The following is a 22,819-nucleotide window of genomic DNA, read 5'->3' as shown; positions in this document are numbered from 1 at the left end:
GGAACTTCCGGGGCTGCGGCGTGCGCAAGGTCTGGCAGCAGCCCGGCCGGGAGAGGACCTGCGTGGCGCGGTGCACCGTGGCGCGGCTGATGCGGGAGATGGGGTTGGGCGCCACAATCTTGACGGTCTGTCCCACGTGCCAGTCGTTCGGCGCGTAGCCAGCTGTCGACCGCCGCCCGCGACGCGCCCACCGCCGCCCCGAGGCTGCCGGCCGCGGCCCGGCGCCGCCCGCAACTCCTCCTCGATGATCTCCTCGACGAAGCGGCGAATCCGCCGCCGCACCCCGTCTTCCAGAGGGTCGAAGCCGTCATCGCTGGCCAGTAGCGCGAACCGCGAGTGTCAAGCGAACTGAGGATTTGACCCCCTTGAGCGGCCCGGTGCTGATGGCCGCGATGCTGGCGACGTTCGGTGTCTGGAAACTGGCGGTCCTGACCGCGCCGTTCGGCTTCACCGCTGGCCTTCTTCCTGTCCGCCGCGCGCTTCGGCCGTCTGGAGACGACCGGCCAGGTGTTCTTTCAAGGCAGCGCCCTTTCCGGCGCGTTGTTCGCGGCGGGCCTCCTTGTCGCCTCGCGCCGGGCCTGCGCGACCGCGCTCGCGCCTCTCGGAATGCCCGCGATGACCCTGCCATTCGTGCTCACCACACGGATATTCCTTCTTGCTGGCCGCGGATTCTCTACGATCTGGGAAGCATGACCCCGAACCGGAACCGCTTGCGTCCGCAACGCCATCCACACGCGCTCGTCGCGTGCAGATCTGCGCGCCTCGCGCCAACGACCCGTAAGGAAGTGGCAAGCCGGATTCCAACCGGGTCTAGTCGCCTTCCGGCCTGAAATTTTCCAGCCGTTCCAGAGGGTTGATCGCCGTCCAAAGCGCGGGGGTCGATCAGGCCGGAAATCGCAACCTCGAACGATCAGCGCCGCCGCGTCCCGCCGTCGTCGGCGCCGAACAGGGTCAGTTGCCGCGGGTCGCGCGGGGGCGGGCGAAAGCGGCTGGCGTCGAGCGCCGGGCCGCGCCGGTCGAGCCCGAGGCGGGCGCGCGCGAGGCGGAAGCGGCGGGCGATCAGGTCCGCCTCGACGCCCTCGCCGGTCATGCGCCTGCCCCATTGCGGGTCGTAGTCGCGCCCGCCATGCAGCGCGCGCACGCCCGCCATCACCCGTGAGGCGCGGGCGGGAAAGGTCTCCTCCAGCCATTCACGGAACAGCCCCGCCACCTCGCGCGGCAGGCGCAGCGCGACGTAGCTGGCCGTGGTCGCCCCGGCGTCGCGCGCGGCCGCGAGGATCGCCTCGATCTCGGCGTCGTTGAGGCCGGGGATCACCGGGGCCACCATCACCCGGACCGGCACGCCGGCCGCAGAGAGCGTCCGGATCGCGGCGAGCCGGCGCTCGGGCGCGGCTGCGCGGGGCTCCATGGCGCGCGACAGCCTGCGGTCGAGGCTGGTGACGGAGATGCCGACGGCGGCCAGTCCGGTCCTGCCCATCGCGCCGAGAATGTCGGCGTCGCGCTCGACGATCGCGCCCTTGGTCACCACGGAGACCGGGTGCGCGCAGTCCCGCAGGACCTCGAGCACGCCGCGCATGATCCGCATCCGCTTCTCGACCGGCTGGTAGGGGTCGGTGTTGGTGCCGATCGCGATCGTCGCCGGGCGATAGCCCGGCCGGGCCAGCTCCGCGGCGAGGAGCCGTGGCGCGTCGGGCTTGGCCAGGAGCTTCGTCTCGAAGTCGAGCCCGGGCGACAGGCCGAGGAAGGCGTGGCTCGGCCGGGCGAAGCAGTAGATGCAGCCATGCTCGCAGCCGCGATACGGGTTGATCGAGCGGTCGAACGGGATGTCGGGCGAGGCGTTGCGCGCGATCACCGTCCGGGTCGCGTCGATGGCGACCTCGGTCCGCAGCGGAGGCAGGTCCTCCTCGATGTCCCAGCCGTCGTCGACGGCGACGCGCGTCTCCGTCTCGAACCGTCCGCTGCGGTTCGAGACGGCGCCTCGTCCACGCCGCCGCGCCGGGTCTGGCCGATCCGATTCGTCCCCGATCATGGGGCAATTTTAGAACGGACAGGGAACAACTGCCACAACCCGGACGAGGGGGTCGGGCGGCTCCGCGGGGCTTGTCGGGGACGGAGGGCGCGAGGTCGCTTCCCGCTGGCGCACGCCGCCCGATTCGTGGCACGCGGACAGGAGGCCCGAGCGGCGCCAAGCTCACCGAGGGATTGTCCATGGCGGACGATGACGACGACCTGATCCTGTCCGAACTGCCCGACGACGAGCTCGTCCCGCAGATGCACGACGACCTCTATGACGGCCTCAGGGACGAGGTGGTCGAGGGGGTGAACATCCTGCTCGGGCGCGGCTGGACGCCTTACGACGTGCTGACGAAGGCCCTCGTCGCCGGGATGAAGGTCGTCGGCGACGATTTCCGCGACGGCATCCTGTTCGTGCCGGAGGTGCTTCTGGCCGCGAACGCGATGAAGGCGGGGATGGCGATCCTGAAGCCGCTCCTCGCCGAAACCGGCGCGCCGCGGATGGGCAAGATGGTGATCGGCACCGTCAAGGGCGACATCCACGACATCGGCAAGAACCTCGTCGCCATGATGATGGAGGGCGCGGGCTTCGAGATCATCGACCTCGGCATCAACAACGCCGCCGAGAAGTATCTCGACACGCTGGTCTCCGAGGACGCCGACATCCTCGGGATGTCGGCGCTGCTGACCACGACGATGCCATACATGAAGGTGGTGATCGACGTGATGAAGGAGCGCGGCATCCGCGACGACTACATCGTGCTGGTGGGCGGCGCGCCGCTCAACGAGGAGTTCGGTCGCGCCATCGGGGCCGACGCCTATTGCCGCGACGCGGCCGTCGCCGTCGAGACCGCGAAGGAGTTCATCGCCCGCAAGCACAACCAGATGAGCCAGACGGCCTGAGGCCGCCGGGCAACGGGCCGGCGTCTCGCGCCGGATGCACGGCGCCAGTCGTCTTGACATGAGTAAACAAGTCGGAAATCACGAACCCGTGGCCGCGAGCGAAAGTGCGGCACGTTCTGGACCGTTTCCGCAAGCCCGAGGCGCGCTTCCCGGCCGTCGCCAGCCAGCGACGACCATGGGGGCTGTGAGATGGGTATTCGCGAGCGCGCGCGGGCGCGACGGTTTCTGCTGTCGGGCAGCGTGGTGACGCTGTCCCTGCTTGTGCCCGGCCTCGCGCCGGCGCAGGAGGTCGCGGAGGAGGCCGAGGCGCCGGGGGGCGAACTCGCCCTCGGCACGATCACCGTCACCGGCGCGGGCAGCGTCACCGAGGGGACGGGCTCCTGGACCGCGCCGCAGGTGACGCCTTCGGCGACCGGCCTGCCGCTCACCGAGCGCGAACTGCCCCAGTCGGTCAGCATCACCACGAACCAGCAGATCGAGGACCAGAACTTCCAGACCCTCGACCAGGCCCTCACCTACACGCCCGGCGTCACCGCGGTCCGCGGAAACGGCGAGATGCGCTGGAGATATCTGGCCCGCGGTTCGGAGATCAACAACATCCAGTACGGCGGCGTGCCGACCTATGTTCACTTCTACGCCCGCGACGCCAATCCGCAGGACGACCTCGCGCTCTACGACCGCATCGAGGTGGTGCGCGGCGCGACCGGCCTGCTCGAAGGCACCGGCAACCCCTCGGCCAGCGTCAACCTGGTGCGCAAGCGGCCCTTCGCCGACCGGCAGATCAGCACCGACTTCTCGCTGACGAGCTACGGCAGCGCCGAACTGACCTTCGACGCCTCTTCGCCACTCAACGAGGCCGGCACCATTCGCGGCCGCTTCGTCGGCAACGCCCTTGGCGGCGACGGGCCGCGCGACAACCTGACCGACGACAGCGTGCTGCTCTACGGCACGCTCGACTTCGACATCGGCGACGCCACCACGGCCAACATCGGCCTCTCCTACGTCGACGAGGACATCGACGGCTACAGCTGGGGCGGCATCTGGACCGACTACGACGGCAGCTTCTTCCCGAACTTCGACGGCGAGACCTCGCCCTCGCTCGACTGGGAATACTCCGACCGCGAGGCCTGGACCGGCTTTGCCGAGATCAGGCACGAGCTCCAGAGCGGCTGGACGCTGAAGGCCGCCGCCCGCTACAACGACGGCTCGACGGACATGCTCACCTCGTACATGCGCTGGCAGCAGCCGGCGGGCGACATCGAGCTGCAGCGCAGCGGCGCGCCGTTCAAGTACATCAACGAGAACTTCTCCGGCGACGTCCAGGCCGCCGGCCCGGTGACGCTGTTCGACCGCTCCCACGAACTCGTCTTCGGCGTGAACGGCGGGCGCGACCGCACCCGCTACGACGGCGGCGACTATTATCTCTTCGTTATCGACCCGCCGGACCGGGCCAACCCGCACGCCGAGCCGAAGCCGCCCATATCGCCGACCAACGTCTACTTCTGGGACATGACCACCAAGCAGTGGGGCATCTACGGCGCCGGCCGGTTCAGCCTGACCGACCAGCTGAAGCTGATCGCCGGTGGGCGCTTCACCTGGTACGACTACGAGGACGAGGACGACGGCGACAACCAGAGTTCCTACAGCGTCGATGGCGAGTTCCTGCCCTATGTCGGCGCGGTCTACGATGTGAACGAGAGCTGGACCGTCTACGCCAGCTACACCGAGATCTTCCAGCCGCAGCAGGCTTACGACCGCGACGGCCTCCTCGAGCCGATCACCGGCACGAACCTCGAGGCGGGCGTGAAGGCCGCGTTCCTCGACGGCGCGCTCACCGCCTCGGCGGCAGTGTTCCGCACCGACCGCGACGGCATCGCCGAGCCGGACCCGAACAACCAGGGCTGCGGGCCGGGCCCGTTCCCGAGCTGCTCGAAGGCCGCGGGCCTCGTGCGCACCCAGGGCGTCGAGTTCGAGGTGGTCGGCGCCGTCACCGACCGCTGGAACGTCTTCGCCGGCTACACCTACGTGACCTCCGAATACGAGGAAGGCGAGAATTCCGGCGACCGTTTCGATCCGAACGTCAACCCGGAGAACCTGCTGAAGCTCGGCACGACCTACCGGCTGACCGGCGCGCTCGAAAACCTCACCCTTGGCGGCTCACTGCGCTACCAGAGTGAGACGTACAACGAGGGCACGGACTGGGCCTCGGCCGGCCAGCCCTTCGAGATGCGTCAGGGCGGGTTCACGGTCGTGGACGTGATGGCCCGCTACGAGTTGACCGAGCAGACCTCGCTCCAGCTCAACGTCGACAACCTCTTCGACGAACTCTACTACACCGGCCTCTGGAACCCCGGCTACGGCAACTGGATCGGCGCCCCGCGCACCGCTACCCTGACGCTGCGCCACACCTTCTGACGCCTGGCCTTCTGAGCCCAAGCCTTGCCGGGGCCGCCGGCAAGGCGCATATCGGGGCGATGCAACCCGACGACCGTGCCCTGACCGAGGTGGGCCTGTCCGCGCCCACCGCGGCCGGGCAGGTTCTCGTCATCGCCTGCGGGGCGCTGGCGCGCGAGATCCTCGCGCTGCGGGCAGCGAACGGCTGGACCCATCTCGACCTGCAATGCCTGCCGGCGATCCTGCACAACCGGCCCCAGGCGATACCCGACGCCGTCGAGGCCGCGGTTCGCGCCGCGCAGGACCGATACCAACGGGTGTTTGTCGCCTATGCCGATTGCGGCACGGGCGGGCTGCTTGCCGCCCGTTGCGATCGGCTCGGGGTCGAGTTGATCGCGGGCCCGCATTGCTACGCTTTCTTCGACGGGCTCGACGCCTTCGCGGCGCGCGGCGACGAGGAGATGCGGGTCTTCTACCTGACCGACTTTCTCGTGCGCCAGTTCGACGCCTTCGTCTGGCGCCCTCTCGGGCTCGACCGTCATCCCGAGTTGCGCGACATGGTCTTCGGCAACTACGAGCGCCTGGTGTACCTCGCGCAGACCGACGACCCGGCCCTCGACGCCCGCGCCGCGGACGCCGCCGCGCGGCTCGGGCTCGCCTTCGAGCGGCGTTTCACCGGCTACGGCGATCTCGCGGCGGCGCTGGCCGGAATTCCCGACGGCTGACGTCGAGCATGCTGGCGGCATGTGTCCCGCCGCGTCGCTGCCGCTCCCCCGGCTACGCGAGGCGCAGGCTCGCGGCGCCCGCGACGATCAGCGCTGCGGCGGCGAGGCGAGCCGGTCCGATCCGTTCGTGGAGCGCGAGCGACGCGATCGCCATCCCGAAGAGGATCGAGGTCTCCCGGAGCGCCGCCACCACCGCCACCGGGGCGTAGGTCATCGCCCAGAGCGCCAGTCCGTAGGAACCGAGGTTGCCGACTCCGCCCGCCAGTCCCAGGCGCCAGTGCCGTTCGGCATAGGCAAGGAAAGCCCGGCGCCGCGCGAGGAGCGCCCAGGCGACCAGCGGCACGGCGTTGAGCAGGAACAGCCACATCGCATAGGCGACGGGCGCGCCCGAGACCCGCACGCCCGCGCCGTCGATCAGCGTGTAGCAGGCGATCACCACGGCGTTCGCGAGAGCGAGGGCCGTGCCGAGCCGCGACGTCGGGCCGCTGTGGCCGAAGGTCATCGCGAAGACGCCGGAGGAGATCAGCGCTACCCCGGCCCAGGCGAGAGGCCCGAGATGCTCCCCGAGCGCCGCGGCCGCAAAGACGGCCACCAGGGCGGGCGCGAGCCCGCGCATGAGCGGATAGGCCCGGCTCATGTCCGTCGCCCGGTAGGCCGCGGCGACGAGGGTGAAGTAGAGGACCTGAACCACCGCCGAGGCGAGGAGATAGGGGATCGCGGCGGCCGCGGGTTGCTCCAGGAAGGGCAGGGCGGCCAGCCCGACCAGGCCGGAGACGGCGGCGAGAAGGACGGTGGTCATGAGCTTGTCCGGCCCGCTCTTGACCACCGCATTCCAGCCCGCGTGGAGGGCGGCGCCGAACAGCACGGCGAGGAACACGGTGGGAGCCATCCGCCCCTCCTAGGGCCTGGCCTCCCTTACCCGCAAGCGGGAAGCGGTCGCGGTGAGCCGCCCAGGCGCCGCCCGGGTTGCGGGGGGACATCTCGTCTCCGCTGCGGCACCAGAGGCGGTGAGGGCGGACGCGGAGGAACGCCCCGGCCGGGTCCGGGCGCGGCGAAATGCTTGAGAAGGAGGGAAAATGGTGCGGTTGAGAAGACTCGAACTTCCACGGGGGTTAGCCCACAGCGACCTCAACGCTGCGCGTCTACCAATTCCGCCACAACCGCACTGCCGGGGCTCGTAGCAGAGCCCCGGCGTGGTCTCAAGGGCGAAAACGTCGCCCGGCGCCGCCTCAGTTCGAGCTGGCGGGCGCGGCCGGAAGGACGAAGGTCGGAACCGTCGCCGCGGGCGCGGCCGCGTCGCTCAGGACCTCGCCGCCGTCCGACATCGTCAGCGCCGTCCGCAGGAGCGCGATCCGCTCCGGCGCGCCCGGGGCCACGACCGCGGTCGCGCCCGCCTGCATCGCAGCCACGGCGTCGCCGAGCCAGACCTCGCCCCGGTCGGCGCGGCGCGCGACCCCGAAGCCCTGCATCAGATGATGCCCGACGTGCTCGCCATAGGCCGCCTCGCCGGCCGCCGCGAGGACGAGCGCCGAGCCGAGCGCGAGCTCGGCATTGTCGGTGCGGTAGCCGACGCCGAGGCAGATGCGCGCGTTCGCGGCGATCTGCGCCGGCGGCGCCCCGGTCTCGACGATGAAGCCGCGCACCGCCTCCGCCACCTCCGGCGCGGGCTCGCCGGCGAGCATGGCGACGTAGGGGCGCATGGCCGGCGCGAATGCCTCGCAGCGGGCACGAATGTCGGCGGCCGGAATGCCCTGGACCGTGGCGGCGAGCCGCTCGCCGTCCTCGATCGCGTAGGTCCGCGCCAGGCAGAACTGCTCCTCGAGCGCGAAGCCCGGATCCTTGAGCGTCGCGACGGTGACGAAGCCGCCGTTGGTCGAGGTGACGAGACTCACGCGGTTGCAGACGCTCGCCATCGAGGCGTCGGGCGCGGTGGCGGTCAGGAAGTCGGGGAGCGCCCCTTCGGCGGGGGCGGCGGCCTCGACCACCGGCGCGGGTTCCGCCACCGGCGCCGGGGCGGGCGCGGCGAGAGCGACGGCGACCTGCTCCGGTGCGGCCGGCACCGGGGCCATCGGCGTCGGCGTCGGCGCCGCCGCCATCACGGTCGCCCCTACGGGGGTGGCGCCGGGCATCGGCACGCCCATCTGTTCGTCGCGGTATCCAAGGAGCAGGCCGCGCGTGCCCTGCCCGTAGGCGGCCATCATCTGCTGGTTCTGCGGCCCGCCGACCAGCGCCCGATTATAGGCCGTGATGAGTTGGGTGCGGTCATAGTCGGAGAGATAGCCCGTCGCGGGCATTCCCATGAATGCCTGGTACTGGGCGGCCGCCGCCCGGGAGTTGCGGCCCATGACGCCGTCCGGCGTCCCGGCCGGGAAGCCGAAATGGTTCAGTGCGACCTGGGCCTGGCGGTTCTGCTCGCGCTCGTAGGTGTTGACGACGGGCGCATGGCGGACCACGGTGCGCGTCTGCGGCTGGCGGACGATGACCGTCTCGCGGCGCTGCGTGGCGGCGTTGCCGATGGCGCTGCCGACGATGCCGCCGACGAGACCGCCGACGAAGGCGCTGCCGTCGGCATGGGCGGCCGGCGCGACAGGGATTGCAATCGCCAGGGCAAGCACGCTGGAAAGCAGTTTGGGTTGAATACGCACGACACCCCCTCCGAAATGCGATTGAAGTCGCCATTATCGCATGAATCGCCCCGGTCACAAAGCCGAGACTCGAAGTTGGGTGAACGAAGCCATCCGCCCGAATGGCGCGTGAGCCCCGCGCCCGTCCCGTATCCCGAGGCGCTGGCGGAGATGGAGGCCCGCGTCGAGGACATCGTCGCCGGGCGCGCTGCGGAGCTCGTCTGGCTGCTCGAGCATCCGCCGCTCTACACCGCCGGCACGTCGGCCGATCCGGCCGACCTGCTGGAGCCGGACCGGTTCCCGGTCTACGTGGCGCGGCGCGGCGGCGAATACACCTATCACGGGCCGGGTCAGCGGGTCGCCTACGCGATGCTCGACCTCAACCGCAGGGGGCGCGACGTGCGCGCCTATGTCTTCCGGCTGGAGGAATGGGTGATCCGCGCCCTCGCCGCCTTCAACGTGAAGGGCGAGCGGCGGCCTGGGCGAGTGGGGGTCTGGGTCGTTCGGCCGGACAAGCCGCCCCTGCCGGACGGCAGCCCCGCCGAGGACAAGATCGCCGCGATCGGCGTGCGGGTGAGGCGCTGGGTCGCCTTCCACGGGATCGCGATCAACGTCGAGCCCGATCTGGGGCATTTCGGCGGCATCGTCCCCTGCGGCATCCGCGGCTACGGGGTGACGAGCCTCGTCGATCTCGGGCTGCCGGTGACGATGGCGGATCTCGATCTGGCGCTGCGCGAGAGCTTCGAGAGCGTGTTCGGCCCGGCCCCGGCCACATATACCGGCGAGTCTGCCAGGCCACCCGGCGCAACACCGGCCAACACGCGCTAACACGCGTGATAGATAGGGTAACTATCTGAAGACACACGATTAAATGGCCAGGGGTCAAAAAGTCCGCGAGTCGTTTCATGAACCCCCCGGCGTTGGTCCCGCCGCCGCACGCCCGCAGGGGCGCCGTCGGCGGCAAGCGTCCTCAGGCGCGCAGCTCGGGGAAAAGGCCGATGCGGCGCATCGCGAACTTCTCGGCTTCGAGGAGCAGCATCAGCCCCACGCCGATCGAGACGATCAGCGCCAGATCGGCGATGGCGACGGCCCGCGTGTCGAAGATCGCCTGCATGAACGGCGCGTAGGTGAAGGCGAGTTGCGCCGCGACGACGGCCGCGATGGCCGCAAGCACCGCCGGGGTGCCGAGCGCCCCCCGCCACGTCAACGAGCGCATGTGCAGGTATCGCACGTTGAACAGATAGAAGATCTCGGCCGCGACGACCATGTTCACCACCATCGTCCGCGCGTAGGCGATCTCGTCGCCGCGATGGAGCGCCAGGAAGAAGACGGCGAGCGCCGCCGCGGCCATCAGTCCGGAGACGATCACGACCCGCCAGACGAGGAACGGCGACAGCAGCGACGCGCGCGCGTCGCGCGGAGGGCGGTCCATCACCCCCGGTTCGGGCGGCTCGAAGGCCAGGACGAGGCCGAGCGTCACGGTGAGAACGAGGTTCACCCACAGGATCTGCGTCGGGCTCATCGGCAGCGCGAAGCCCGCCAGTATGGCGACGATCACCGCGAGCGCCTCGCCGCCGTTCGTCGGCAGCGTCCAGGAGATCACCTTGCGGATGTTGTCGTATACGGTGCGACCCTCGCTGATCGCGGCGACGATCGAGGCGAAGTTGTCGTCAAGCAGCACCATCTCGGCGGCTTCGCGCGCCGCCTCGGTGCCGCTCCGGCCCATGGCGACGCCGACGTCGGCCTGCTTCAGCGCCGGCGCGTCGTTGACGCCGTCGCCGGTCATGGCGACGATCGCGCCGTCGGTCTGCAACGCCCGCACGATGCGGAGCTTGTGCTCCGGGTTGGCGCGGGCGAACACCGCGATCCCCGGCGCAGCCTCGGCGAGCGCCGCGTCGTCCAGCGCATCCACCTCGGCGCCGGTCATCGCCGCGAGTCGGTCGTCGAGACCGAGCTGGCGGCCGATGGCGGCGGCGGTGGCGACATGGTCGCCGGTGATCATCTTGACGTCGACGCCGGCGGATCGGCACTCCGCGATCGCGTCGATCGCCTCCGGGCGGGGCGGGTCGAGGAAACCCATGAGGCCGAGGAACTCCAGTCGGCCGTCGATTTCTTCATGCGTCAGCCGTTCGGGCGGCGCGGGCAGGCGGCGCGCGGCGAAGCCGAGGACGCGCTCGCCCTCGGCGGCGAGGTCGCGGACCCGGTCCTCCCAGACGCCGCCCGCCGCGCCGGCGAGCCCGAGGATGACTTCCGGGGCGCCCTTGACGAGGATCAGGCCTTCGCCGCTCGGTCCCTCGTGCAGCGTCGCCATGTAGCGATGCGCGGCGTCGAAGGGGATCTCGTCGCGGCGCGCCCATTCGGCCCGCGCATGCGCGGGGTCGAGCCCGGCCTTCATCGCCAGGGCCACGAGCGCGCCTTCCATCGGGTCGCCGAGCACCGACCAGCCGGCGTCGTCGCGGCGCAGCGTCGCGTCGTTGCACATCAGCCCGCAGGCGAGGATGGGCGCGAGCGCGGCGATGGCGGCGCTGTCGTCGTCGTGGTTCTCGGCGGTGAGCGCCCCGGCCGGTTCGTATCCGGCGCCCGCCACGTGCACGTCATGGCCGGCGATGAGGACATGGCGCACGGTCATCTCGTTTCGGGTCAGCGTGCCGGTCTTGTCGGTGCAGATGACCGAGACGGAGCCGAGGGTCTCGACCGCGGGCAGCTTGCGAACGACGGCCCGGCGCGCGGCCATGCGGCGGACGCCGATCGCCATGGTGATGGTCAGGACGGCCGGCAGGCCCTCGGGCACCACGCCGACGATGAGGGCGACGACGGGCATGAGCGCATCGGCCCAGCCGACCCCCCGGGCGAGGACCGCGAAGAGAAGCAGCGCCAGGCCCGCGGCCAGAACGACGCGGGTGAACGTCGCGGCGAAACGGTCGATCTGCTTCAGGAGCGGCGTCTCGATCGGATCGACGTCCTCGATCAGCCGGCTGATCCGGCCGATCTCTGTCCGCGGCCCGGTCTCCACCACCACGCCGGTTCCCTGGCCGGTGGCGACGAGCGTTCCGGAGAAGACCATGCACTCGCGGTCGCCGAGGGGCGCGTCGGCCGCGACCGCGACCTCGCGCTTGGCCGCGGTGACCGACTCGCCGGTGAGGAGCGCCTCGTCGACCGTCAGCCCGCGTGCGCGCAGCAGCCGCAGGTCGGCCGGCGCGCGCTCGCCGGCCTCGACGATCGCCACGTCGCCGGGGACGAGATCCCCGACCTCCACGGTCTGCCGGACGCCGCCGCGCACCACGACGGCATGGGGCGCAATCAGGCCGCGGATCGCCCGCAGCGACTGCTCTGCCCGGCCCTCCTGCACGAAGCCGACGACGGCGTTCGCCACCACGACCACGAGGATCACGATCGCGTCGACGAAGTGCGCGAGCAGGCTCGCGGCGACGGCGCCCGCGAGCATCACGTAGATGAGCGTGTTGTTGAACTGCGCGAGGAAACGCCAGATCGGGTGCACCGGCGGCGCCGCGGCAAGCGCGTTCGGCCCGACCTCGGCGAGCCGCTGCGCCGCTTCCCCCGCCGTCAGGCCTTCCGGGCGCGATGACGTCAGCGCCAGCGCCTCCTCGCCGTCCAGCGCATGCCAGACCGTCTGTCGCTCCGCCGCCATAGACCCCCTCCGCTCCTGCGTCCTTCCGACTACGGGATCGGCGCGGGAATTTGAAGCGCGCGGCTGGCGCCGGGACGGGAGACGGCGCAAGGTGCGGGTCTTTCGAAGTGAGGCGGAGCCATGACGATGCGTATCGAGCCGGTCTTTCTCTTCGACATGGACGGGACGCTCGTCGACAGCGTCTACCAGCACGTGCTCGCGTGGAAGATCGCGCTCGACGCGGAGGGGATCGACCTCTCCGTCTGGCGCATCCATCGGCGGATCGGCATGTCGGGCGGGCTCTTCATGAACCAGCTCGTCCGCGAGCTCGGCGGCGGCGTCGACCCGGAACGGCTGGAGCGGCTGCGCATCCGCCATGCCGAGGCGTATCATGGCTTCGCGGCGCAGATCCGGCCGCTGCCGGGAGCGCGCGCCCTGCTCGACTGGCTGAACGAGGCGGGGGTTCCCTGGGCGATCGCGACGAGCGCGCGGATGGAGACGGCGGGGGTCAACCTCGAGGTGCTCGGGCTCGACCCGGCGGCGACGCCGCTCGTGACCCGCGACATGGTGCGCTACGCCAAGCCCGACCCCGACCTGTTCCTTGCCGCGGCGGCAAAGCTCGGGGCGCCTATCGAGACCGCGGTCGTCGTCGGCGACGCAGTCTGGGACATGCTGGCCGCGGTGCGGGCGCGCGCGCTCGGGGTCGGGCTCCTGAGCGGCGGCTACGGCGCGGCTGAGCTGCGCGAGGCAGGCGCAATGCGCGTTTTCGACGACCCGGCGGACCTGCTCGTGCACATCGACGAAGTCGGCGGCCGGCGCTGAGGCGGGCGCGCAGTTTGCCGGGCAAGATCGGCTCGGCGGGCTTGGCGCGGGCGACGCGCAGGGCGTATGGTCCGGGACCATGGGCGCGGCCGCGGCGACGGCTGGCCAGAGAAGCCAGGGAGGACGGCATGATGAGAAGAACGATCGGCGTCGCGGCGGCGGCGCTCTGCGCGGGCGCGCTGACGGCGGCGGCGGCCGACTACACGATCATGGCGCCGGCGGCGCCCGGCGGCGGCTGGGACCAGACCGCGCGAACGATGCAGACGCTGATGCAGAAGGAGGGCATCTCCGGCAACGTGCAGGTGATGAACGTGCCGGGCGCCGGCGGCACGATCGGGCTGGCGCAGTTCGTCAACCAGGCCAAGGGCAATCCGGAGGCGCTGATCGTCGGCGGCTACGTGATGGTGGGGGCGATCCTGACCAACCAGTCGCCCGTGGATCTGTCCATGGTCACGCCGATCGCGCGGCTGACCGGCGAGCAGGAGGCGATCGTGGTGCCGGCCGCGAGCGACATCCAGACGATGGCCGATCTGGTGGCGAAGCTGAAGGCAGACCCGGGTTCGGTGAGCTGGGGCGGCGGCTCGGCGGGCGGCGCGGATCACATCCTTGCCGGCCTGATCGCCAAGGCGTCCGGCGTCGATCCGACGAAGGTGAATTACATCGCGTTCTCGGGCGGCGGCGAGGCGCTGGCGGCGATCCTCGGCGGTCAGGTGACGGTCGGGGTGTCGGGGCTAGGCGAGTTCGAGAGCCAGATCGAGGCGGGTCAGCTGCGTCTGCTGGCGGTTTCCGGCGAGGAGCGCATCGAGGGAATCGACGCGCCGACGCTGAAGGAGGCCGGCGTCGACGCGGCGCTGGAGAACTGGCGCATGGTGGCGGGCGGCCCGGACCTGACGCCCGAGCAGGTGGCGGCGATCACGGCCGACATCGAGAAGCTCGCGACCTCGGAAGCGTGGAAGACGGAACTCGCCACCCGCGGCTGGGATGACCGCTTCCTCGCCGGCGAGGCGTTTCAGGCTCAACTCGCCGCCGACATCGAGCAGACGAGGGGAATCCTGAAGGATATCGGCCTCGTTCAGTGACGTGGGCGTCCGTGCGGCGCTGGACGCCAGATCGGACGCAGCGGCGGCGCGCCCGTATACGCGGGCGCGCGCGACATTCGGCGCAAGGGGCCAGTTGCGCCGACAACGACCGCTATGCGGTCAGCCGTGACCCATCGACAGGAAGGCCTTGGGATCGATGCCGAGCTGGCGGAGGTGCCGCGGCTGCGCCGGGCGGTCGACCTCGACGGCGCCGGCGGCGGCGCGGGCTGCGTCGAGGGTGATGAAGGCGTCAACGACGCCGGCGAAAAACTTGCGAAGGTTCTGCATCTCGCTCTCTCCAGTCGTCCGGCTCACGCCGGTTCGACCGGAGATCTAGGCGCTGCGCGAGGCCTTGGTCAGGCCCGATCGCGCAACTCCGCCATGCAGCGGGTTCAGGACGGCGGATGCAGATCCGGCGGCGTCGCCTCGGCGGCGAAGGCGGCGACGGCCTCGGCGAGCGGCAGGGACGTGGACGCGGTCTCGCCGAGCCGGCGAACCGAGACGCTGCGCCCCTCGACCTCGCGGGCGCCCACGGCGAGGATCAGCGGCACCTTGGCCAGCGAGTGCTCGCGGACCTTGTAGGTGATCTTCTCGTTGCGGAGATCCGCCTCGGCGCGGATGCCGGCGGCCTTCAGCGCCGCGACGACCTCCGCGGCGTAGGCGTTGGCGTCCGAGACGATGGGCGCGACGACGACCTGGCGCGGCGCGAGCCACAGCGGCAGCTTGCCGGCATAGTGCTCGACGAGAAGTCCGATGAACCGCTCGAACGTGCCGAAGACGGCGCGGTGCAGCATCACGGGCCGGTGCTTCGCGCCGTCCTCGCCGACATAGGCGGCGTCGAGCCGCTCGGGCAGCACGTAGTCGAGCTGGAAGGTGCCCGCCTGCCAGGTGCGGCCGATCGCGTCGGTCAGGTGGAACTCGAGCTTCGGCCCGTAGAAGGCGCCCTCGCCGAGGGCGTAGTCGAACTCGATCCCGGCGGCGCCGAGCGCGTCGGCCAGCGCCTCCTCGGCCCGGTCCCAGGTCGCGTCGTCGCCGGCCCGGACATCGGGGCGGGTCGCGAGCTTGTAGGAGATTTTCGTCAGCCCCATGTGCCCGTAGACCCGGCCGAACAGGTCGAGGAAGCGCTTCGTCTCGGCGGCGATCTGGTCCTCGCGGCAGAAGATGTGCGCGTCGTCCTGGGTCATCTGGCGCACGCGCAGAAGCCCGTGCAGAGAGCCGTGCGCCTCGTTGCGGTGGCAGCAGCCGAACTCGGCCATGCGGATCGGCAGGTCGCGGTAGGACTTGGTGCCCTGGCGGAAGATCTGCACGTGGGCGGGGCAGTTCATCGGTTTCAGCGCCATCAGGTCGGCCTCGCCCGACAGGATCGGGTCGGCGTCCTCGTCCTCGACCGAAGGGATCTCGTCGGGAACCACGAACATGTTCTCGCGGAACTTGCCCCAGTGCCCGGAGAGCCGCCAGAGCTGCGAGTCGAGGAGCTGCGGGGTCTTGACCTCGACATAGCCGTCGGCGTCGAGCTGGCGGCGGATATAGGCCTCGAGCGCGCGCCAGATCACATAGCCGTTGGGGTGCCAGAACACCGATCCCACCGCCTCGGCCTGGAAATGGTAGAGGTCCATCTCGCGGCCGAGCTTGCGGTGGTCGCGTTTGGCCGCCTCCTCGAGCTGGTGGAGGTAGGCGTCGAGATCGGCCCTGGTGCGGAAGGCGACGCCGTAGATGCGCTGGAGCATCGGGCGGCGACTGTCGCCGCGCCAGTAGGCGCCCGCGATCGAGGTGAGCTTGAAGGCGTCGGGAGGAACCTGTCCGGTGTGGGCGAGGTGCGGTCCGCGGCAGAGGTCCTGCCAGGGTCCGTGCCAGTACATGCGCACGGGATCGGCCTCGGGGATCGCCTCGACCAGCTCGACCTTGTAGTTCTCGCCCGTCGCCTCGTAGTGGCGGATGGCGCGGTCGCGGTCCCAGACCTCGGTGCGCACGGGGTCGCGCACGGCGATGATCTCGCGCATCCGGGCCTCGATCAGACCGAGGTCGTCGGGGGTAAAGGGCTCGGAGCGGTCGAAGTCGTAGTACCAGCCGTTCTCGATCACCGGGCCGATGGTGACCTTCGTGTCGGGCCAGAGCTCCTGCACCGCGCGGGCCATGATATGGGCGCAGTCGTGGCGGATGAGCTCGAGCGCCGCCGGATCCTTCGCGGTGACGATGGCGAGGCGGGCGTCGCCGCCGATCGGGGTCGAGAGGTCGGAAAGGCGGTCGTCGATCGTGCAGGCGAGCGCGGCCTTGCCGAGCGATTTCGAGATGTCGGAGGCGATGTCGGCGGCGGTGACGCCGGCGCGGTAGCGGCGGACGGCGCCGTCGGGCAGCGTGACCGCCACCTCGCGCGCATCGGGGGCAAGGTCGGTCATCGCGGTCTCCTTCGGTATCGGCGCCTACGGCACGCCCGGGTCCAGGGACGGCAGCGCTAGTGCGCCCCTCCCGCCCTGTCAAGGCAGGCGCGCCATCGTCGTTTCTGGCGCCTCCGGCCGGGGCTCAGCCGTGGGGGGAAGGCAGCACGTCCTCGACGGTGGCGACGATCAGGTCGAGGTTCTCGGGGGCGCTGAAGCGGTGGTCGGCGTCGCGCACGAGGGTCAGGCGGACGTCGGGGCCTTCCGCGTGCGCCAGCAGGCGGAGCGCGACCGGGACGGGGACGTCGAGGTCGGCCGTCCCGTGCAGCAGTCGCAGCGGGAAGGGCAGCGCGAGGGGCGCGCGCAGGACGAGGTGGTCGCGGCCATCCTCGATCAGATGCCGGGTGATGACGTAAGGGTCGTCGGAGTACTCCGAGGGCGTCTCGACCCGCCCCTCGCGCATCAGCCGGTCGCGCTGGCCGGCGTCGAAGCCGGCCCACATCGAGTCTTCGGTGAAGTCGGGCGCGGCGGCGACGCCGACGATGGCGGCGACGCGGGCGGGCAGGCGGAGCGCGATAAGGAGCGCGATCCAGCCGCCCATCGAGGAGCCGACGAGCACCTGCGGGCCGCGGGTGAGCCGGCTCACCGCGTCGGCGGCGTCGCGGGCCCAGCCGCCGATCGAGCCCTGCTCGAAGTCGCCCGAGGAGGTGCCGTGTCCGGTGTAGTCGAAGCGCAGGAACGCCCGGCCGCGCTCGCGGGCCCAGGCCTCGAGGAACAGCGCCTTGGTCCCGGTCATGTCGGAGCGGAAGCCGCCGAGGAAGACGACGCCGGGCTCGGCGCCTTCGCTGCGCGCATGGGCGATGCGGCGGCCGTCGGGGAGGTCGAGGAACGAGGTCTGCATGGTCTCGGGGTAGCAGGGCGCGGCCCGCCGCGCCAGCGCCGACGGGGCGGCCGCGCTTGGCTTGGGCGTCGCGTCGCCGTAAGGAACCGACGGGCGCTGAGCCGCAACGGGACAGGAGGAACGGGGATGACACTGCACGCGAACCTGATCGGCGGGGAGTGGGTCGGGGGCGAGGCGGTCCCGAACGTCAACCCGGCGAACACCGCCGAGGTCGTCGGCGAGTACGCGCGCGCCACCGCCGCCGACGCCGGGGCCGCCATCGCCGCCGCGAAGGCGGCCTTCCCGGCGTGGAGCCGGTCGGGGCCGCTGGAGCGGCACGCCGTGCTGTCGAAGGCCGCGGCCGAGATCCTCGCCCGCAAGGAGGAGCTCGGCACGCTGCTGAGCCGCGAGGAAGGCAAGACGCTGGCCGAGGGGATCGGCGAGACGATCCGCGCCGCCCAGATCTTCGACTTCTTCGCCGGCGAGTGCCTGCGGCTCACGGGCGAGATCCTGCCCTCGGTGCGCCCCGGGGTCGGCGTGGAGATCACCCGCGAGGCGGTCGGCCCGGTCGGACTGATCACGCCCTGGAACTTCCCGATCGCGATCCCGGCCTGGAAGATCGCGCCGGCGCTCGCCTGGGGCAACACCGTCGTCATCAAGCCCGCCGATCTCGTCCCCGGCTGCGCCTGGGCGCTGGCGGACATCCTGCACCGCGCCGGCCTGCCCAAGGGGGTGCTGAACCTCGTCATGGGCAAGGGCTCCGTGGTCGGGCAGGCGATCCTCGACAGCCCGGACATCAGGGCGGTCAGCTTCACCGGCTCGGTCGGGACCGGGCGGCGGGTGGCGGAGGCGTCGGTGAAGGCAATGCGCAAGTTCCAGCTCGAGATGGGCGGCAAGAACCCGATGGTGGTCCTCGACGACGCCGATCTCGAGGTCGCGGTCGACGCCTGCCTGAACGGCGCCTTCTTCTCGACCGGCCAGCGCTGCACGGCGTCGTCGCGCCTGATCGTGCAGGACGGCATCCACGACCGCTTCGTGGCGCGGTTGAAGGAGCGGATGGAAGCCCTTGTAATCGGTGATCCGCTCGACAAGGCGACGCAGATCGGGCCGGTCGTGGACGCGGGGCAGCTCGAGCAGGACGAAAAGTACATCGCCATCGGCAGGGACGAGGGCGCGGAGCTGGTCGGCGGCGCGCGGGTGAAGAAGGCGACCGAGGGCTTCTTCCTCGCCCCCGCGCTCTTCGTGGGCGCGACGAACGCCATGCGGGTCAGCCGGGAGGAGATCTTCGGGCCGGTGGCGAGCGTGATCCGGGTGAAGGACTACGACGAGGCGCTGGCGGTGGCGAACGACACCGATTTCGGCCTGTCGGCTGGGATTTGCACGACGTCGCTCAAGCACGCCACCCACTTCAAGCGCAACAGCCAGGCGGGGATGGTGATGGTGAACCTGGCGACGGCGGGCGTGGATTTCCACGTGCCCTTCGGCGGCTCCAAGGGCTCGTCCTTCGGCCCGCGCGAGCAGGGGCGGTACGCAGCGGAGTTCTACACCACGGTCAAGACGGCCTATACCGCCGCCGGGTGACGGGGGCGGGGCAAGGGTCGGGAACGGCTCGGAAGATCCGGGCCGGAACGTGGCTGGAAGGCGGCTGGAAACAGGCTTGCCGCTTTTTGGCCGGACGTTAACGCGCGGGGGCGCAAAGGCGCCACCCGCCGGCCTCTCGCGGCGGAGGGATCAGCCGCGGGCGGCGGTCTTGCGGGCGACGCGGGCGCGGATGCGGTCGACGTCGATGCGCGGCGTCGCGGCGAAGAGTGTGCGGGTGTAGGGGTGCTCCGGCGCGGCGAAGATCGCGTCGCGGCTGCGGTACTCCACCGCCTCGCCGAGGTTCATCACCATCACCTCGTCGGCGACGTGGCGCACCACCGAGAGGTCGTGCGAGATGAAAACATAGGTGAGGTCGTACTCGTCCTGAAGGTCCTGGAGCAGGTTCAGGATCTGCGCCTGCACCGAGAGGTCGAGCGCGGAGACCGGCTCGTCGAGGACCAGCAGCGCGGGGTGGACCATGATGGCGCGGGCGATGGCGATGCGCTGGCGCTGGCCGCCGGAGAACATGTGCGGGTAGCGGTTGAAATGCTGGCCGCGCAGCCCGACCCGCAGCAGCATCTCCATCGCCCGGTCGCGCCGTTCGGCGGCGGAGAGCGAGGTGTTGAGCTTCAGCGGTTCGGCCAGCACGTCGCCGATCTTCTGGCGCGGGTTCAGCGAGCCGTAGGGGTTCTGGAACACGATCTGCACCTTGCGGCGCAGGTCGGGGGGGACGCCGGTGCGGGCGATGTCGACCTTCTCGCCGTCGATCAGCAGCTCGCCCCCGGAGGGCGCGTCGATCATGGTGATGATGCGGGCGAGCGTCGACTTGCCGCAGCCGGATTCGCCGACGACGGCCAGCGTGCTGCCGCGGTCCACCTTGAGGTCGATGCCCTTGAGCGCGCGGACGGTGCGCGTGCCCCCGAACACGCCGCCCGAGACGTAGTCGCGGGTGACGCCGCGCGTCTCGAGCACCGGGACGCCGGCGGCAGGGGGCGTCGCCGGGGCGCTCATCCCGCCGTCTCCGCGGAGGGAACGAAGGAGGAGACGGTGGACAGGCGGCCCCCCTTGGCGTTCTCCGGCAGCGCCGAGAGCAGCGCGCGGGTATAGGGACTGCGCGGGTTCTCGAAGAGGGTCAGGACGTCGCTGTCCTCCATCTTGCGGCCGTTGTACTGCACCACGACGCGGTCGGCGGTCTCGGCCACCACGCCCATGTCGTGGGTGATGAGCACCAGCGCCATGCCGTTCTCGGCCTGGAGCCGCAGCAGCAGGTCGAGCACCTGCTTCTGGACGGTGACGTCGAGCGCGGTCGTCGGCTCGTCGGCGATCAGCAACCGCGGCGTGCAGGCGGTGGCGATGGCGATCATCACCCGCTGGCACTGGCCGCCGGACATCTGGTGCGGGAAGGAGGCGAGCCGTTCCTCCGGCTGGGGGATGCCGACCTGGGTGAGCAGCTCGATCGCGCGATGGCGACGGTCAGCGGCCGAGAGCCCGGTGTGTTCGCGCAGCGTCTCCTCGATCTGGAAGCCGACGGTGAAGCAGGGATTGAGGCTCGCGACCGGCTCCTGGAAGATCATGGCGATCTCGCGCCCCGACAGGTTGCGCCGCTCGCGCGCGGTCAGGCGCAGGAGGTCGCGGCCGTCGAAGCGCATGGCGTCCGCCGTCACCCCGGCGATGGCGGGCAGGAGACCCATGACGGCGAGCATGGCGACGGACTTGCCGGAGCCGGACTCGCCGACGATCGCCAGCACCTCGCCGGCGTCGACGGAGACGTCGAGACCCTGCACGGCGTCGAAGCGTCCGGCCGCGGTCGGGAAGGACACGGTAAGATTGCGGACCTCGAGCAGCGGCATGGCGTCAGCTCCGCTTCAGCTTGGGGTCGAGCGTGTCGCGCAACCCGTCGCCGATCAGGTTGATGGCGAGGACGGTGACGAGGATGGCGATGCCGGGCATCGTCACCACCCACCAGGCGCTGGTGATGAACTCGCGGGCCTCGGCGAGCATGGTGCCCCATTCCGGCGTCGGCGGCTGCGCGCCCATGCCGAGGAAGCCCAGCGCCGCGGCGTCGAGGATGGCGTTGGAGAAGGAGAGCGTCGCCTGCACGATCAGCGGCCCGAGGCAGTTCGGCAGGATGGTGACCAGCATCAGCCGCAGGGTGCCGGCGCCGGCGACCCGGGCCGAGGTGACGTATTCGCGGTGCTTCTCCGCCATCACCGCGCCGCGGGTCAGGCGGGCGAAATGCGGCTGGAGCACCACGGCGATGGCGAGCATGGCGTTGAAGAGCCCGGGACCGATGATCGCCACGAGCACGAGCGCGAGCAGCAGCGAGGGGAAGGCGAGGATGATGTCCATCACCCGCATGATCAGCCCGTCGATCCAGCCGCCGAAATAGCCGGCGACGAGGCCGACGAGGATGCCGGAGACGAGCGCGAGCGTGACGACGACGAGGCCGATGGCCAGCGAATAGCGCGCCCCGAAGATCAGCCGCGACAGGATGTCGCGGCCGAGCGCGTCGGTGCCGAGCAGGAATTCCGGCCGGCCCTTGTCCGTCCATGCCGGGGGCACGAGGAGCGCGTCGCGGAACTGCGCGGTCGGGTCGTGGGGCGCGATCAGCGGCGCGAAGATCGCGGTCAGCACCATGAGCGCGATGACCACGAGCCCGATCACCGCCCCGCGATTGGCGAGGAAGTAGCGCCAGTTCTCGCGCAGCGGCGAGATCGGCGGCGGACCGAGCGGCTCCTGCTCGGCCGTTCCTAGATGCGGATCATCTGTGGCGGACACGGGGGTTGATCAATCCATAGAGGAGGTCGACGGTCAGGTTCACCACCATGACCACCGCGGCGATCAGCAGGAGCCCGCCCTGCACCACCTGGTAGTCGCGGCGTGAGATGGAATCGATCATCCACTTGCCGATGCCCGGCCAGGAAAAGATCGTCTCGGTCAGGATCGCGCCGCCCATCAGCACGCTGACCTGGAGGCCGATGGTGGTGACGACGGGGATGAGCGCGTTCCTCAGCGCGTGCAGCCAGATCACCCGGCGCTGCGCGAGGCCCTTCGACTTCGCGGTCATGATGTAGACCTCGCCGAGCACTTCGAGCATCGCCGAGCGGGTCTGGCGGGCGATCACCGCGAGCGGGATCGTCGCGAGCACGATGGTCGGCAGGATCAGGTGGTGGACGGCGGACCAGAAGGCGGCGGGCTTGCCGGCGAGGAGGCTGTCGATCAGCATGAATCCGGTGACGGAGGGGAAGAACTGCGTGAGCGAGATCCGCCCCGAGACCGGCGTCCAGCCGAGCGTGGTCGAGAAGAAGATGATGAGCAGCAGCGCCCACCAGAAGATCGGCATCGAGTAGCCGACGAGCGCCACGCCCATGGTCGCCTGGTCGATCCAGCTGCCGCGCCGGATCGCCGAGAGGATGCCGGCCGCGACCCCGAGCACGGTGGCGAGCACGATGGCGCAGAGGGCGAGCTCCAGCGTCGCCGGAAAGCGCGCCATGAATTCGGAGAGCACCGGCTTCTTCGTCGAGAAGGAATAGCCGAAATCGCCGTGCAGCAGCCCGACGACATAGTCCGCGTATTGCTTCAGGAGCGGCTGGTCGAAGCCGAACTGCGCCATCAGCTCGGCGTGGCGCTCGGGCGAGACGCCGCGCTCGCCCGCCATCAGGATCACCGGATCCCCGGGCAGGAGCCGGATGAACAGGAAGGCCACGAGCGTGATGCCGATGAAGGTCGGCACGATCAGCAGCAGCCGGTTGAGGATGAAGCGCAGCATGGACGCCTCCCGTGTGGCGGGCGCCG

Annotated in this window: 19 protein-coding genes, 1 tRNA gene and 1 pseudogene; 9 read left to right on the top strand and 12 right to left on the bottom strand. The window is 70.7% G+C overall.

Annotated features, from left to right (window positions below; translation table 11 throughout):
• Positions 1 to 2: 2 nt before the first annotated feature.
• Together KBA23_RS00700 and KBA23_RS16810 are read left to right on the top strand one after the other, a co-directional pair.
• Positions 3 to 107, top strand: a pseudogene (locus tag KBA23_RS00700) (IS3 family transposase); the annotation flags it as partial.
• Between the two features lie 346 nt (positions 108 to 453).
• A complete protein-coding gene (locus tag KBA23_RS16810) occupies positions 454 to 693 on the top strand; it encodes an urea transporter (protein WP_366935284.1) in 240 nt (79 codons plus the stop codon).
• Between the two features lie 217 nt (positions 694 to 910).
• Here KBA23_RS16810 and KBA23_RS00695 read toward each other — a convergent pair whose 3' ends face one another.
• Positions 911 to 2,029 carry a PA0069 family radical SAM protein gene (locus tag KBA23_RS00695; RefSeq protein ID WP_290735423.1) on the bottom strand — a complete coding sequence of 373 codons (1,119 nt, stop codon included), beginning with the start codon at positions 2,027 to 2,029 and terminating at the stop codon, positions 911 to 913.
• Positions 2,030 to 2,208: 179 nt separating this feature from the next.
• Here KBA23_RS00695 and KBA23_RS00690 point away from each other — a divergent pair, with 179 nt between their 5' ends.
• The 3 genes from KBA23_RS00690 (at position 2,209) to KBA23_RS00680 (ending at position 6,035) form a co-directional block, all read left to right on the top strand.
• On the top strand, positions 2,209 to 2,916 hold the full coding sequence (locus tag KBA23_RS00690; RefSeq protein ID WP_290735420.1) for a B12-binding domain-containing protein: 708 nt from the start codon (positions 2,209 to 2,211) through the stop codon (positions 2,914 to 2,916).
• Positions 2,917 to 3,105: 189 nt separating this feature from the next.
• Positions 3,106 to 5,331 (top strand): TonB-dependent siderophore receptor, encoded by a 2,226-nt coding sequence (locus KBA23_RS00685; RefSeq protein WP_290735417.1) that lies wholly within the window; start codon positions 3,106 to 3,108, stop codon positions 5,329 to 5,331.
• Positions 5,332 to 5,390: 59 nt separating this feature from the next.
• Positions 5,391 to 6,035, top strand: coding sequence for a DUF1638 domain-containing protein (locus KBA23_RS00680; RefSeq protein ID WP_290735412.1), 645 nt, complete (start codon positions 5,391 to 5,393; stop codon positions 6,033 to 6,035).
• Positions 6,036 to 6,087: 52 nt separating this feature from the next.
• Here the strand turns inward: KBA23_RS00680 and KBA23_RS00675 are convergent, their stop codons facing one another.
• The 3 genes from KBA23_RS00675 to KBA23_RS00665 form a co-directional block, all read right to left on the bottom strand.
• The gene (locus tag KBA23_RS00675; RefSeq protein WP_290735409.1) at positions 6,088 to 6,924 is read right to left on the bottom strand and encodes an EamA family transporter; all 837 of its coding nucleotides are present in this window, start codon (positions 6,922 to 6,924) and stop codon (positions 6,088 to 6,090) included.
• A 188-nt stretch (positions 6,925 to 7,112) separates the two neighbouring features.
• A tRNA-Leu gene (locus KBA23_RS00670) sits at positions 7,113 to 7,199 on the bottom strand.
• Positions 7,200 to 7,264: 65 nt separating this feature from the next.
• A complete protein-coding gene (locus KBA23_RS00665) occupies positions 7,265 to 8,680 on the bottom strand; it encodes a peptidoglycan-binding domain-containing protein (protein ID WP_290735406.1) in 1,416 nt (471 codons plus the stop codon).
• Between KBA23_RS00665 and lipB the strand changes: the two genes are divergently transcribed.
• Complete coding sequence (gene lipB / locus KBA23_RS00660; protein ID WP_366935283.1) at positions 8,606 to 9,487, top strand: lipoyl(octanoyl) transferase LipB; 882 nt, start codon at positions 8,606 to 8,608, stop codon at positions 9,485 to 9,487. The two genes, KBA23_RS00665 and lipB, sit on opposite strands and share 75 nt — an antisense overlap.
• Positions 9,488 to 9,629: 142 nt before the next feature.
• On the opposite strand, the gene KBA23_RS00655 is transcribed toward lipB, so the two are convergent.
• Entirely contained in the window at positions 9,630 to 12,308 is a 2,679-nt protein-coding gene (locus KBA23_RS00655) for an HAD-IC family P-type ATPase (protein ID WP_290735399.1), read from the bottom strand.
• Positions 12,309 to 12,428: 120 nt separating this feature from the next.
• Here KBA23_RS00655 and KBA23_RS00650 point away from each other — a divergent pair, with 120 nt between their 5' ends.
• Positions 12,429 to 13,109 carry an HAD family hydrolase gene (locus KBA23_RS00650; protein WP_290735397.1) on the top strand — a complete coding sequence of 227 codons (681 nt, stop codon included), beginning with the start codon at positions 12,429 to 12,431 and terminating at the stop codon, positions 13,107 to 13,109.
• 128 nt (positions 13,110 to 13,237) lie between these two features.
• Positions 13,238 to 14,188, top strand: coding sequence for a tripartite tricarboxylate transporter substrate-binding protein (locus KBA23_RS00645; protein WP_290735393.1), 951 nt, complete (start codon positions 13,238 to 13,240; stop codon positions 14,186 to 14,188).
• Positions 14,189 to 14,308: 120 nt separating this feature from the next.
• Here the strand turns inward: KBA23_RS00645 and KBA23_RS00640 are convergent, their stop codons facing one another.
• The 3 genes from KBA23_RS00640 to KBA23_RS00630 form a co-directional block, all read right to left on the bottom strand.
• Positions 14,309 to 14,476, bottom strand: coding sequence for a hypothetical protein (locus tag KBA23_RS00640; RefSeq protein ID WP_290735390.1), 168 nt, complete (start codon positions 14,474 to 14,476; stop codon positions 14,309 to 14,311).
• Between the two features lie 104 nt (positions 14,477 to 14,580).
• Positions 14,581 to 16,584, bottom strand: coding sequence for a threonine--tRNA ligase (thrS, locus tag KBA23_RS00635; protein ID WP_290735387.1), 2,004 nt, complete (start codon positions 16,582 to 16,584; stop codon positions 14,581 to 14,583).
• A 124-nt stretch (positions 16,585 to 16,708) separates the two neighbouring features.
• The gene (locus tag KBA23_RS00630) at positions 16,709 to 17,464 is read right to left on the bottom strand and encodes an alpha/beta hydrolase (RefSeq protein ID WP_290735384.1); all 756 of its coding nucleotides are present in this window, start codon (positions 17,462 to 17,464) and stop codon (positions 16,709 to 16,711) included.
• 126 nt (positions 17,465 to 17,590) lie between these two features.
• Here KBA23_RS00630 and KBA23_RS00625 point away from each other — a divergent pair, with 126 nt between their 5' ends.
• Complete coding sequence (locus tag KBA23_RS00625; protein WP_290735380.1) at positions 17,591 to 19,024, top strand: aldehyde dehydrogenase family protein; 1,434 nt, start codon at positions 17,591 to 17,593, stop codon at positions 19,022 to 19,024.
• A gap of 150 nt (positions 19,025 to 19,174) precedes the next feature.
• Here KBA23_RS00625 and KBA23_RS00620 read toward each other — a convergent pair whose 3' ends face one another.
• The 4 genes from KBA23_RS00620 to KBA23_RS00605 are packed head-to-tail and all read right to left on the bottom strand — an operon-like array spanning position 19,175 to position 22,793.
• A complete protein-coding gene (locus tag KBA23_RS00620; RefSeq protein ID WP_290735377.1) occupies positions 19,175 to 20,035 on the bottom strand; it encodes a dipeptide ABC transporter ATP-binding protein in 861 nt (286 codons plus the stop codon).
• Complete coding sequence (locus KBA23_RS00615) at positions 20,032 to 20,874, bottom strand: ABC transporter ATP-binding protein (protein WP_290735375.1); 843 nt, start codon at positions 20,872 to 20,874, stop codon at positions 20,032 to 20,034. The genes KBA23_RS00620 and KBA23_RS00615 overlap by 4 nt, the downstream gene beginning before the upstream one ends.
• Before the next feature lie 4 nt (positions 20,875 to 20,878).
• Entirely contained in the window at positions 20,879 to 21,739 is an 861-nt protein-coding gene (locus KBA23_RS00610) for an ABC transporter permease subunit (RefSeq protein WP_290735448.1), read from the bottom strand.
• 46 nt (positions 21,740 to 21,785) lie between these two features.
• Entirely contained in the window at positions 21,786 to 22,793 is a 1,008-nt protein-coding gene (locus KBA23_RS00605; protein ID WP_290735371.1) for an ABC transporter permease subunit, read from the bottom strand.
• Positions 22,794 to 22,819 lie beyond the last annotated feature (26 nt).

This window comes from Amaricoccus sp., from assembly GCF_017995835.1.
Lineage (GTDB): Bacteria > Pseudomonadota > Alphaproteobacteria > Rhodobacterales > Rhodobacteraceae > Amaricoccus.
Note: the sequence above shows the minus strand (reverse complement) of the source record. Positions and strands in the feature narration are given on the sequence as shown.